This is a genomic window from Pigmentiphaga sp., from assembly GCF_019689535.1.
Lineage (GTDB): Bacteria > Pseudomonadota > Gammaproteobacteria > Burkholderiales > Burkholderiaceae_B > Pigmentiphaga.
The window spans coordinates 1-11,980 of sequence record NZ_JADGHH010000107.1 but is presented as its reverse complement, the minus strand read 5'-3'; the positions used below and the strand labels follow the sequence as shown (position 1 = coordinate 11,980).

12 protein-coding genes are annotated in these 11,980 nt (G+C 65.3%); 11 read left to right on the top strand and 1 reads right to left on the bottom strand.

Annotation, left to right across the window (positions count from 1 at the left end; all coding sequences use genetic code 11):
• The first annotated feature begins 180 nt into the window (after positions 1-180).
• The 7 genes from trxA to IRZ12_RS10690 all read left to right on the top strand — a co-directional run bounded on the left by trxA (position 181) and on the right by IRZ12_RS10690 (position 7,711).
• Positions 181-507 (top strand): thioredoxin TrxA, encoded by a 327-nt coding sequence (gene trxA, locus IRZ12_RS10720; protein ID WP_296468198.1) that lies wholly within the window; start codon positions 181-183, stop codon positions 505-507.
• Between the two features lie 191 nt (positions 508-698).
• Positions 699-1,961, top strand: coding sequence for a transcription termination factor Rho (rho, locus tag IRZ12_RS10715; protein WP_296468196.1), 1,263 nt, complete (start codon positions 699-701; stop codon positions 1,959-1,961).
• Between the two features lie 289 nt (positions 1,962-2,250).
• Positions 2,251-3,249, top strand: a complete 999-nt coding sequence (locus tag IRZ12_RS10710; protein WP_296468194.1) for a tripartite tricarboxylate transporter substrate binding protein — start codon at positions 2,251-2,253, stop codon at positions 3,247-3,249.
• A 13-nt stretch (positions 3,250-3,262) separates the two neighbouring features.
• Positions 3,263-4,009, top strand: coding sequence for a class II aldolase/adducin family protein (locus tag IRZ12_RS10705; protein WP_296468192.1), 747 nt, complete (start codon positions 3,263-3,265; stop codon positions 4,007-4,009).
• Between the two features lie 114 nt (positions 4,010-4,123).
• Positions 4,124-4,381, top strand: a complete 258-nt coding sequence (locus IRZ12_RS10700; RefSeq protein WP_296468189.1) for a type B 50S ribosomal protein L31 — start codon at positions 4,124-4,126, stop codon at positions 4,379-4,381.
• 121 nt (positions 4,382-4,502) lie between these two features.
• Positions 4,503-6,302, top strand: a complete 1,800-nt coding sequence (locus IRZ12_RS10695; protein ID WP_296468186.1) for a glycosyltransferase — start codon at positions 4,503-4,505, stop codon at positions 6,300-6,302.
• Complete coding sequence (locus IRZ12_RS10690; protein WP_296468184.1) at positions 6,299-7,711, top strand: MATE family efflux transporter; 1,413 nt, start codon at positions 6,299-6,301, stop codon at positions 7,709-7,711. Before IRZ12_RS10695 ends, IRZ12_RS10690 begins: the two co-directional genes overlap by 4 nt.
• Before the next feature lie 21 nt (positions 7,712-7,732).
• Here IRZ12_RS10690 and orn read toward each other — a convergent pair whose 3' ends face one another.
• Positions 7,733-8,278, bottom strand: a complete 546-nt coding sequence (gene orn / locus IRZ12_RS10685) for an oligoribonuclease (protein WP_296468182.1) — start codon at positions 8,276-8,278, stop codon at positions 7,733-7,735.
• Between the two features lie 184 nt (positions 8,279-8,462).
• Between orn and IRZ12_RS10680 the strand changes: the two genes are divergently transcribed.
• The 4 genes from IRZ12_RS10680 to IRZ12_RS10665 all read left to right on the top strand — a co-directional run.
• On the top strand, positions 8,463-9,689 hold the full coding sequence (locus IRZ12_RS10680) for a M48 family metallopeptidase (RefSeq protein WP_296468200.1): 1,227 nt from the start codon (positions 8,463-8,465) through the stop codon (positions 9,687-9,689).
• A gap of 58 nt (positions 9,690-9,747) precedes the next feature.
• Positions 9,748-10,092, top strand: a complete 345-nt coding sequence (locus IRZ12_RS10675; RefSeq protein WP_296468180.1) for a 4a-hydroxytetrahydrobiopterin dehydratase — start codon at positions 9,748-9,750, stop codon at positions 10,090-10,092.
• Complete coding sequence (gene rsgA, locus IRZ12_RS10670) at positions 10,089-11,030, top strand: ribosome small subunit-dependent GTPase A (protein ID WP_296468178.1); 942 nt, start codon at positions 10,089-10,091, stop codon at positions 11,028-11,030. The genes IRZ12_RS10675 and rsgA overlap by 4 nt, the downstream gene beginning before the upstream one ends.
• Before the next feature lie 143 nt (positions 11,031-11,173).
• Positions 11,174-11,980 (top strand): EAL domain-containing protein (locus IRZ12_RS10665; protein ID WP_296468175.1); only part of this gene is annotated, 807 nt, incomplete at its 3' end.

Here is an 11,980-nt window from a genome sequence, read left to right as displayed (position 1 = left end):
CCCACGCATCGCCCCAGGGGTATTCCCGTCAGGATCTGCGCATAAGAAAACTCCCCGCAGGGGTCTGGAATCCAAGCACTGGCGCCCATATATAACCACCGCAGAGCATCCGTTACCCATTACCGCGCACTGCACGACTCTTTCTTCCGCGCTTTGCGCACACCCTCCAGAAGGAAAACCATGAGCGACGCGATCAAGCACGTGAGCGACTCCAGCTTCGATGCCGACGTACTTCAAGCCAATGAACCGGTCCTGGTGGATTATTGGGCCGAGTGGTGCGGTCCTTGCAAAATGATCGCCCCCATCCTCGAAGAAGCGGCCGTCCAGTACAAGGGTAAGCTGACGATCGCCAAGCTGAACGTCGACGAAAACGCCGCCACCGCCACCAAGTACGGCATCCGCGGCATTCCCACCCTGATGCTGTTCAAGAACGGCCAAGTGGTCGCCACCAAGGTCGGCGCGCTGTCCAAGTCGCAGCTCACCGCCTTCCTGGACAGTTCGCTGTAAATCAACATGGATAACGGGCCGGCCCCTGCCGGTCCTCCCGATCAACCCATTAACCACGCCCTCTCTTGCGCATAGGCGGTGCGCCTCCCGCCCCCGGGAATCAGCCAATCCGCCCAGGAGCGACAGACTCGCTGCGCAAAGTCCTCTAACGAGGACGTGTCACCAAAGACCCCCCCGGAGCTTTATCCGAGATGCATCTCAACGAACTGAAGGCGCTGCACGTATCGCAACTGCTGGAAATGGCTGCCGCCCTCGAAATCGAGAACGCGAGCCGCCTGCGCAAGCAGGAGCTCATGTTTGCCATCATGAAGCGGCGCGCGAAACAAGGCGAGCCCATCTTCGGCGATGGCGTGCTGGAAGTGCTGCCCGACGGTTTCGGCTTCTTGCGGTCGCCCGAAACGTCCTATCTTGCCAGCACCGACGACATCTACATCTCGCCCTCGCAAATCCGCCGCTTCAACCTGCACACCGGCGACTCCATCGAAGGAGAGGTGCGCACGCCCAAAGACGGGGAGCGCTACTTCGCGCTGGTCAAGGTGGACAAGGTCAACGGCCAGGCTCCGGAGACCATGAAGCACCGCATCATGTTCGAGAACCTGACGCCGCTGCATCCCAACAAGCCGCTGCGCCTCGAACGTGACATCAAGAGCGAAGAGAACCTGACAGGGCGGATACTGGACATCTTCGCCCCCATCGGGAAAGGTCAGCGCGCCCTGCTGGTGGCCAGCCCGAAATCGGGCAAGACGGTGATGATGCAGCACATCGCGCATGCCATCACCACCAACCACCCCGACGTCACGATGATCGTGCTGATGATCGACGAACGTCCGGAAGAAGTGACGGAGATGCAGCGCTCGGTACGCGCCGAAGTGGTGGCGTCCACCTTTGACGAACCGGCTACCCGGCACGTGCAGGTGGCAGAAATGGTCATCGAAAAGGCCAAGCGCCTGGTCGAGCTCAAGCACGACGTCGTGATCCTGCTCGACTCCATCACCCGGCTGGCCCGCGCCTACAACACCGTGGTCCCGGCCTCGGGCAAGGTGCTGACGGGTGGCGTGGACGCGAACGCCCTGCAACGCCCCAAGCGCTTCTTCGGTGCAGCCCGCAATATCGAAGAAGGCGGCTCGCTCACCATCATCGGCACGGCCCTGATCGAGACGGGCAGCCGCATGGACGACGTGATCTACGAAGAATTCAAGGGCACCGGCAACAGCGAAGTCCACCTCGAACGGCGCCTCGCCGAAAAGCGGGTCTACCCCGCCATCAACCTGAACAAGTCCGGCACGCGCCGCGAAGAGCTGCTGATCAAGCCGGACGTGCTGCAGAAGGTTTGGGTGCTGCGCAAGTTCATCTTCGACATGGACGAAATCCAGGCGATGGAGTTCATCCTCGACAAGATGCGCGCAACCAAGAACAATGCCGAATTCTTCGACATGATGAAGAAAGGCGGCTAAGCCGGCTTGCTAGGCGCTGCCCCGATTGCAGGGGAGCGCCGCAGGGCTCCGTCGCCGCACGGCGGAGCGCCTCTCCCTCCGCTCCCTCCACCTTCCGCAGGGGCGATCCCAACTCCACTCTCCGCCTCCTCGCCGCCCAAGCTCCCCCGGAATTTGCCCTGGCTGGCGCCATTTCGATCCGAGATACGTCCTATCTCAACCTCGCGCGTCCGTGCGCGTGAGGCCTGCCCCAGAATCCCGGCAGGCGGCATCCGCCCCCGCATCACACTACCGAAAAAAACGAGGAGACATGTTGAGCATCCGCGCCCCCTTCCTTCGCCCGCTCCACGCCGCGGCAGCCGCCGCGCTGCTGGCCACCGCCCCCAGCGCGGCCAGCGCAGCCGAGGCCGGCACCTATCCGACCAAGCCGATACGCTTCATCGTCCCCTACTCGCCGGGTGGAGGCAGCGACCAAGTCGCCCGGTTGATTGGCGAAAAAATGGCGGCCCGCCTGAAACAATCGATCGTGATCGAAAACCGGCCCGGAGCCGGCGGCAATATCGGCACGGCCCAGGCGGCCAAGGCCGCTCCCGACGGCTATACGCTCGTGCTCGCGAGCATCGCGGTCACCGCCAATCCGTCCATCTACAAGAACCTGCCGTTCGACATCACGAAGGACTTCGAGCCGGTCGGCACCATGGCCTCCGCCCCGGTCTTGGTGGTCGCCAACGCGCAGGTCCCGGTGCGCACTTTCGCCGAACTGGTCTCCTACGCGAAGGCGCACCCCGGCCGGATGTCTTACGCCAGCTCCGGCACCGGCACGGCCACCCACCTGGCGATGGAAATGCTCAAGGACCGCACCGGCATCGACATCATGCACATCCCCTACAAGGGATCGGGCACGGCCATCACCGACGTCGTCGGGGGGCAGCTGCAGTTGTTCGTCGCCACGCCCACCACGGTGGCCGACTTCATCAAAGACGGCCGGCTGCGCCTGCTCGTCACGTTGAGCGGCAAGCGCCTGGATGCTTACCCCGACGTTCCGGCCGCGGCCGAAACCCTGCCCGGCTTCGACGCCAGCAGCTGGCTCGGCATGATGGCGCCGCACGGCACGCCGCCCGCCGTCGTCGCGCGCCTGTCCGACGCACTCCGGCAGTCCCTGGAAGATGAAGATACGCGCCGCAAACTCGACGTCATGGGTTTCGTGCCCGACTTCCGTACGCCCGCGGAGATGAAAACGCTGATCAGCAATGAAATCCGCCAATGGGCGCAGGTGGTCAAGGCCGCCGGCATCCAGGCGGGCAACTGAACGAGGCAGGCCCATGAGCATACCGGCGACGCTAATCGAGGACCTCGTCCACGCCAATCGCATCCTGGCCCGGGAGGGTGTGCTGGACGCGTACGGACACGTCAGCGTCCGTCACCCATCCCGTCCGGACCGTTATCTCCTGTCGCGATCGCGCAGCCCGGAATTGGTCGGCGCCGGCGACATCGTGGAGTATTCGCTCGATGGCGACTCTCCGGAAAACGCCGGCAAGCCTCCATACATGGAACGATTCATCCACGGCGCCATTTATGAGGCTCGTCCCGACGTCCATGCCGTGGTCCACAGCCACGCGGACGAAGTGCTCCCGTTCAGCATCACGGACATCCCCCTGCGGCCCGTCATCCATGTCGCGAGCGACATGGGGGACCGGGTGCCCGTCTGGGACATCCGCGACGGCTTCGGAGACACCAACCTGCTGGTGACCAACATGCAGCAGGGCAGGGATTTGGCGCGCGCATTGGCCGAAAACCGGGTCGTGTTGATGCGGGGACACGGCTTTTCCGTGGCGGGCCGCAACCTCTTCGAGGCGGTCCGGATCGCGATGTATCTCCCTCGCAACGCCCGCATCCTCATGGAGGCCATGCGCATGAGCGATTCGGTCAAAGCGCTATCGCCCGGAGAAGTTGCGATCCGGTCCAAGATGGATCCGGCCGCCCCGTCGGCAAAACGCGCGTGGGAGTATTGGTGCCGCCGCATCAACCACCGAGGCTGCGGCTGCGGCGCCGAGCAACAGGCTGGCTGACCGCCCTGGCTTGCACGTTCCCGGTTTTCCGGCCATAATAGTAGGCTTACCGAATTTGGGAACGTTGCCGGATGTGGCCGGCTGGCGACCCGCACTTTACGCCAAGGAATTGCCATGAAAGAAGGCATACACCCCGAATACCGCGAAGTCGTTTTCCAGGACCTGCAAACGGGCGGCAAGTTCATCACCCGTTCGACGGTGAACACGCGCGAAACCATCGAGATCGATGGCAAGACGTACCCGCTCTTTAAGTGCGACGTGACGTCCGAATCGCACCCCTTCTATACCGGTGCGCAAACCCGTATCGTCGAGACCGGCCGCGTCGAGAAATTCCGCGCCCGCTTCGCGCGTACGCCGAAGGCATCCGCCTAAGCGACCGTCGCCGTCCTTGCGGACCCAAAAGGCAGCCCTCGAGGCTGCCTTTTTTGTCTGTGGCAACGGCGCGGGCTACTAGAATTCGATTTGTCGCCTGTTAGGTCATCCCAGCGGTTCAATGTCCTCCCGTTTCCCCTCCTTCTATTCGTCGATCATGCCGCCCACGCCGGCCCGGCTGACCGCAGTGGCGGCAACCAAACTGCCGCGCTGGGGCCTGCTGGGGCTATGCGTGCTTTACATCGTGGTCGGACTGATCCGGCGCGAACCCTGGAAGAGCGAGGACGTCATCGGCCTCGCGCAAATGTGGAGCGCCTACCAGGGCGGCTGGCAACAGTGGCTGGCCCCGGAGGCGGCTGGCGTGGCAGTGTCGCAGGAAGGGCCGATCGCCACATGGTTGGGCGCGCTTTGCATGGAATTATTCGCTCCCCTGGGGGGGCACATCCTGGCCGGGCGCCTGCCTAACCTGATCTGGTTCACCATCGCCAGCGCCAGTCTCTGGTACGGCACCTACTTGCTCGGCCGGCGGCCCGAGGCGCAGCCCCTGGCCCTGCCGTTCGGGGGCCAACCCGAACCGCGCGACTACGGCCGGATGCTGGCCGACGCGGCGCTGCTCCTGCTACTCGCGACGCTGGGCGTGTTGTGGCGCAGCCACGAAACCTCGGCCGAACCCGCCAGCCTGGCCTTCCACGCGCTGGCCTTTTATTCGTTGGCGCGCATGCTCGACCACCCCCGGGCAGCGTCCGTGACGCTGGGCCTGGCGCTGGCCGGCGCATTCCTCTCCCGCGGCTTTCCCGCCGTCGTACCGCAATTGCTGGCGGTCGCCCTGCTCGCGTGGCGCTGCCAGCCGCTGCGGCCGGGCGTGCGCTGGATCGCGCTGGTGAGCCTGCCGCTGGCCCTCGTGCTCTCGCTGGCGTGGTGGCTTCCCGCCGCCCTGCTCAAGCCCTACTGGATGAGCGGCTGGTGGGGCTGGAACGCCAGCGTCTTCGGCCTGCTCAGCCCACAAGGCTTGTCCGGTGCCGCGCGCAACATGCCCTGGTTCCTGTGGCCGACGGGCCCGCTGGCGCTGCTCGCGCTATGGCGCTGGCGCGGCTACCTGGCCTCGCCTCACGTGGCGATCCCCGGTGCCCTGACCGCCGCGGGGCTCGTCTTGCTTTGCACGGTCCGGGAACCGGTGGACGCCGAATATCTCGTGCTCGTCATCCCGTGCTCCGTATTGGGAGCGCTGGCGCTACCGACGCTGCGCCGGGGCTTGATCAATGCCCTGGACTGGTTTGCCGTGATGGTGTTCTCGGCCGCCGCATGCGTGGTCTGGATAGGGTGGATCGCCATGATGACCGGCGTGCCGCCCAAGATCGCCCGCAACATCGCCCGCCAGACCCCCGGCTTCGAAGTGGAGTTTTCGCTCTTCGCCTTCGGTGCAGCGCTAGCCGCCACGGTCGCCTGGGTCGCGCTCATCGCCTGGCGTTTCCGTGCGCGCCCGACCGGACTCTGGCGCGGCACGGTGCTCTCTGCAAGCGGCGTGGTGACCTGTTGGCTGCTGATCATGACGTTGTGGCTGCCCTCGATCAACTACAACAAGAGTTATCGGGAAGTATCCAACCGGGTGGCGCATGCCCTGGAACAAGAGCGGGTGCGCACCGGCAAGCGCGAATGCGTGCGCAGCTCGGGCTTGGGGCTGTCGCAACGTGCGTCGTTCGCGGTATTCGACGGCCTGCGCTTCGAACTGACCGGCGACTGCCCGCTCGTTTTGCTGCAAGGCAATGCCAGCGTCCTGTGGAACGCCGTCCAGCGGGGCGAGTACGCAGGCAGCCGCGTGCTTTGGGAAGGCACCCGTGCGGCGGAGTTCCGCCGCGCGCCGGAAGTACGCGAATACTTCATCTTATTGCGCCCGGCGCATCCCGGGCACCCTGCCTCGTGAGTGCGAACGCGGCCAGCGCACTGCCGGGCGGCTGGGGCGCGACGCTGCGCCGCATCCTGCAACAGGGCTGGCCGGTGCTGGTCGGCCAATGGGCAGGCATGGCTTTCGGCGTGCTGGACACCGCCATGACCGGCCACGCCTCGCCGGTCGCCCTGGCGGCCATGTCGCTGTCCGTCTCGATCTACGTCACGGTGTTCGTCGGCCTGACGGGCGTGCTGCACGCGCTGATCCCGATCGCCGCCCAACATTTCGGCGCAGGGCGCTTCGACAAGATAGGACGCGCGTGGGGGCAGTCCGTTTGGCTCTCCATCGGCCTGTCCGCCTTGGGTGGCGCCGCCATGATGTTTCCGGACGCATGGCTGGCGATGTCCGGCGACGTGGATCCCGCCGTCCGGGCCCAAGTGCGGGGATACCTGTACATGCTCATCCTCGCCCTGCCGGCCGCGCTCATCTTCCGCACGGTCTATGCGCTGAACACTGCGGTCTCCCGCCCCAAGGTGGTGATGACGATCAATATCGCGGGCATCGGCATCAAGGCCCTGCTCAACTGGTTGTTCATCTACGGCAAGTGTGGCCTTCCCGCCCTGGGTGCCGTGGGCGCCGGACTGTCGACCGCGTTGGTTTTCTGGATCAGCGTCGGGGCGAGCGTCGTCGTGCTGCGACGGGACGCCTTTTATCGCCCTTTCGGGCTGCGCATCGGGCGCCCCGATTGGAAGATCCTGGGCGAATTACTCCGGCTGGGCGTGCCCATGGGTGCCTCCTACCTGATCGAGGTCACCTCGTTTACTTTCATGGCCCTGCTGGTGGCGCGCGAAGGCATCTACGCCACCGGTGGCCACCAGATCATGGCGAATCTCGTGGCGCTGTGCTTCATGATGCCGCTCGCGCTCGGCGTATCGACCGGTGCCTTGACCGCCCAGGCCATCGGGGCCGCCGCCCCGGCACAAGCACGCCGCACCGGGGCGGCCGGATTGATGCTCAGCACGGTGGGTGCCCTGCTGACCATCGCCGTCGTGCTGCTCGCGCGCCAGCCCATCGTCCGCGCCTACTCGAGCGACCCCGAGGTGGGCGCCGTGGCGTTGGGGTTATTGGCGATGATGCCCTTCTTTCACTTGTTCGACGCGCTCCAATGCATGAGCAGCTACCTGCTCCGCGCGTACAAAGTGGCCGTCGCTCCAATGTTGATCCAGGCGGGCGCGCTCTGGGGCATAGGCTTGCTTGGCGGGTGGTGGCTGGCTTTCGGGCCGGCGGCGGGCGCCTTGGACGGCCTGATCACGGCCCTGATGCCGGGTTCCCCGACCGGAGCCGGCACGATGTGGCTCATGGCCTCGTCCAGCATGGCTGTCTCGGCGCTGGCACTGCAGTATTGCTATTGGCGCGTAGCGGGCAGCCAAGGACCGGCCGCCTGACGGCGAGGCGCCTCGGCCACCTCATACCCGCAGGAAGTGTTCGCGGTAGTACTTGAGCTCGGCAATCGACTCGTAGATGTCGGCCAACGCCTCGTGGCGGCTTTTTTTCTCGAATCCCTTGTAGATCTCGGGCTTCCAGCGGCGGCACAGCTCCTTGAGCGTGCTGACGTCGAGGTTGCGGTAGTGAAAGAACGCTTCCAGCCGCGGCATGTAGCGCACCATGAACCGGCGGTCCTGGCTGATGGTGTTGCCGCACAGCGGGGACTTGCCTGGGGGCACGTGCTGCGAGAGGAACTCGAGCAGGATGTCTTCGGCTTGGGTTTCAGTGAGCGTGGACGCTTTCACCTTATCGATCAGCCCGCTGCGGCCATGGGTGGCCTTGTTCCAAGCATCCATGGCGTCGAGCAACGCATCCGGCTGGTGCACGACCAGGACCGGGCCCTCGGCAACCACCTCCAGCTGCGAGTCGGTCACGACGACTGCAACTTCGATGATGCGTTCCTTTTCCGGGTCCAGCCCCGTCATTTCCATATCGAGCCAAACCAGGTGATTTTCGTTCAACGCCATATAATCGGTGCTCCGGATCCATGCAACGTCGCGCGCGGTGCCGCGGCCCCCGCGCACGCATAAACCGCAATTTTCTCACAGGCCGGCGCCCAGCTCTCCTCGTGCGCCGCAGCATGGGGGTGCGGAACCCGCGCGCCGCCAACAGGAACGAGCCGTCATCGTGTTTACCCTGCTGTTCGTCTTCATGCTGTTGGCCGGAGTCGTCACCCGCCTCTGGCTTGCCACCCGCCAGACGCGGCACGTCGCCCGCCATCGCAACACCGTCCCCCCCGAATTCGCGGACCGCATAGGCGAAACCAGCCATCGTCGAGCTGCCGACTACACCCTCGCGCGCATACGCTTCGACGTCGTCTCCCTTCTCTTCGACAGCGCCGTGTTGGTCGGCCTGACGCTGCTGGGCGGGCTACAGGCACTGAGCGAATTGGCCTCCGCAGTGGCCTCATCCGACTTCGTCCGGCAGCTGCTCCTGGTCGGCATGGTGGCGGCCTTGCTCGCGCTCCTGGACCTGCCCTTTACGCTGTGGCGGCAATTCGTACTGGAGTCGCGCTTCGGATTCAACCGCATGACCCTGCGCCTGTTCGCCTCCGACGCGGCCAAGGGCGTCGTGCTGGCGGTCGTGCTCGGCCTGCCGCTGCTGTCGGCCCTGCTGTGGCTCATGGCGGAAGCGGGCCGCTACTGGTGGCTCTGGGGATGGGGGCTGTGGGTCGTCTTCAATGTGTGCGTGATGCTGCTCTTCCCGACGGTGATCGCGCCCATGTTCAACAAGTTCACGCCACTGGCCGACCAATCACTGGCCGAGCGCATCCATGCGCTCGCACGCCGTACGGGTTTCTCGCTGAACGGTTTGTTCGTCATGGACGGCTCCAAGCGCTCAGCCCACGGCAACGCCTATTTCACGGGGCTGGGGAAAAATAAGCGCATCGTCTTTTTCGATACCTTGCTCTCGCGCCTGGCGCCGGAGGAAATCGAAGCAGTGCTTGCCCACGAGCTCGGCCACTTCAAACACCGTCACATTACCAAGCGCCTGGTATTCGCCTTCGCCGTCTCGCTCGCCTTCTTCGCGCTGCTAGGATGGCTGGCGCAGCAAACCTGGTTCTACACAGGCCTTGGCGTCATGCCTGCGCTCGACGGGCGCAACGATGCACTGGCCCTCATCCTTTTCTTCCTCGTCACGCCGGTGTTCACCTTTCCCTTCACGCCGGTGGCGAGCTGGTACTCGCGCAAGCACGAGTTCGAGGCCGACCGCTACGCCAGCGAGCAAACCGATCCCGCCAACCTGATCTCGGCACTGGTAAAGCTGTACGACGACAACGCCGCCACGCTCACGCCTGATCCCGTGCATTCGGCTTTTTACGATTCGCATCCGCCCGCGACGCTGCGCATTGGCCGGCTGCGCGCCGCAGCCTCATGAAGCAGCGTCGCTGCGGCCCGACGCGTGGGTCTGGGCCACACCGTTCCAGGAAACAGGTATGAACGCCGTATCGACCGTTGCCCAGCTGCTTGCAAGCCGCTGCGAGTCCAGGAAGCACCAGTCTCCGCTCACCCCGGATGCCGTTGCACGGCAGCTGCAAGCGCTGCCCGGATGGTCATCCCGGGGAAACGCGATCGAACGCGAATTCACATTCCCGGATTACCGACGCACCATCGCCTTCGTGAACGCGGTCGCCGACCTGGCGGAAAACGAGGACCACCACCCTGAGCTGACCGTGGGCTACGGCAAGGTGCGCGTCTCGTACGGCACCCATGACGTAGGCGGCATTTCCATGAACGACTTCATCTGCGCGGCCAAGACCGACGCGATCTACGCGCCATGAAGCCGAGGCGAAACACGGCCGGAGGATCCGCTGGCGCCGGCCTGCGAGGCCGGGTGATTGCGGCGTTCGGGCGGCATTTCACGATCGAATTCGAGGACGGATCGACCCGTCAATGCTATCCGCGCGGCAAGAAAGGCACGGCTACGGTGGGGGACTGGGTCCTGGTCGCGCCGGAAGGGCCGGCCGAAGGTGCGATCCTGTCCGTGCTCCCGCGACGCAACCTGCTCTATCGGTCGGATGAAATGCGGACCAAGCAGTTCGCGGCGAATGTAGACCTGCTGCTCATCGTCGTCGCGACCGAGCCCGAGTTTTCGGACGACCTCGTGGGCCGTGCGCTCGTCGGCGCACGCAATGCCGACGTCGAACCCGTGGTGGTGCTGAATAAGGTCGATCGCCCCGCCGGCCTCGCCAGCGCCAGGGCGCGGCTCGCCGACATCGCGGCGGTCGGCGTGCCGGTACTGGAGCTCAGCGCGCTCGATGTTGCCGGCACGCGCGCCCTGCTGTCGCCCCGCTTGGCCGGCCGCACGACTCTCCTGCTGGGGCAAAGCGGCATGGGGAAATCGACGCTGCTCAACGCCCTGGTTCCCAATGCGGGTGCGGCCACGCAGGAGCATTCACAAGCCCTGGGCGCCGGCAAGCACACCACCACCAGCACCCGCCTCTACCACGTTCCTGAAGACGTCGCCCCGCGGGCCGACGTGATCGACTCCCCCGGGTTCCAGGCCTTCGGGTTGCAGCACCTGGACGGCGCGCAAATCGTCCGGGGCTTCCCCGAATTCGAGCCGTACCTCGGCAAATGCCGCTTCTACAACTGCACCCACATCCACGAGCCCGGCTGCGCCGTCCTGGACGCCTTGCGGGATGGGCGCATCGCGGCGCAGCGCCATGCCCTCTACCAGCGCTTGCTGGATGAGCTCGAATCTGCGCAGCGCTACTGACAGCGCGCGGTAGCGGACTCGGGGCTTTAGATCCAGGGGAAATATCGGAAACGCGAAACAATCGTTTGCGGTAATAGTGATCGGCGGTACGCTGAATAGGAAAAAGGCCCCGCGCGGGCCACCATTGCCCCCAGGAGCATCCCGTGGCCTATTCGGAAGTCCGGAAACTCATCGCCAAGCTCTCGAACCAACCCGACATGCACGCCGCGCTCGGCCTGGCCGACGACGGCACCGTTCGCGGCAGGTTCCTGGAACTCGACCTATCGAGCGCATTTCAGCCCATCTTCGCGATTCGCACCCGCCAACCCGCGGGCTACGATGCCTATGCCCGTCCGCGCACCGCGAACGGCGAGGTCATCAGCCCGTGGGGGCTTTTCGCCCAGGCGGCGGATGATGCAACGCTGGTGCGCCTCGACCGCCTGTGCCGGCTCGTGCACACCCTGAATTACTTCTCGCAGGCGCAAGCGGATTTGCCACTTTATCTGCGGGTACACGGCAGATTGCTCGCGGCCATCACCCAGGATCACGGCCAGGCGTTCCGCCGCATGCTCGAGGCGCTGGGCGTTCCGCCCTCCCGCATCGTGCTGCAGCTGCCATCGGAAGCCGCGCACGACGTTCTGCTGGCTGGCGTCATCCTGCGCAATTACCGCAAAGCCGGCTTCCAGGCCGGCATTCACGCGAACGACGTGCGCGAGGCGCAGTCGCTACTGCATCTGCATGCCCCCGATGTCCTCAAGCTCGCGCCGCACGCCATCGCCTCCCCCGAGACCGAGCTGCCGCCGCTACTGAAAACCGCGGCCGAGCGCGGATCGCGCGTGATCTTCACATGCGTGGAAGACGACGCGACCCTGGATCGGCTCACCCAGGTCGGCGCCGACTACGTGCAAGGCTACCTGTTCGGGATGCCGGCCCCGACGCTGGACGCCGCGCAAAGCGGTGGCCCCCACCGC

Coding starts and splice junctions, on each gene's coding strand:
- trxA (WP_296468198.1), top strand. CDS start 181: ATGAGCGACGCGATCAAGCACGTGAGCGACTCCAGCTTCGATGCCGAC.
- rho (WP_296468196.1), top strand. CDS start 699: ATGCATCTCAACGAACTGAAGGCGCTGCACGTATCGCAACTGCTGGAA.
- IRZ12_RS10710 (WP_296468194.1), top strand. CDS start 2,251: ATGTTGAGCATCCGCGCCCCCTTCCTTCGCCCGCTCCACGCCGCGGCA.
- IRZ12_RS10705 (WP_296468192.1), top strand. CDS start 3,263: ATGAGCATACCGGCGACGCTAATCGAGGACCTCGTCCACGCCAATCGC.
- IRZ12_RS10700 (WP_296468189.1), top strand. CDS start 4,124: ATGAAAGAAGGCATACACCCCGAATACCGCGAAGTCGTTTTCCAGGAC.
- IRZ12_RS10695 (WP_296468186.1), top strand. CDS start 4,503: ATGTCCTCCCGTTTCCCCTCCTTCTATTCGTCGATCATGCCGCCCACG.
- orn (WP_296468182.1), bottom strand. CDS start 8,278: ATGGCGTTGAACGAAAATCACCTGGTTTGGCTCGATATGGAAATGACG.
- IRZ12_RS10680 (WP_296468200.1), top strand. CDS start 8,463: ATGCTGTTGGCCGGAGTCGTCACCCGCCTCTGGCTTGCCACCCGCCAG.
- IRZ12_RS10675 (WP_296468180.1), top strand. CDS start 9,748: ATGAACGCCGTATCGACCGTTGCCCAGCTGCTTGCAAGCCGCTGCGAG.
- rsgA (WP_296468178.1), top strand. CDS start 10,089: ATGAAGCCGAGGCGAAACACGGCCGGAGGATCCGCTGGCGCCGGCCTG.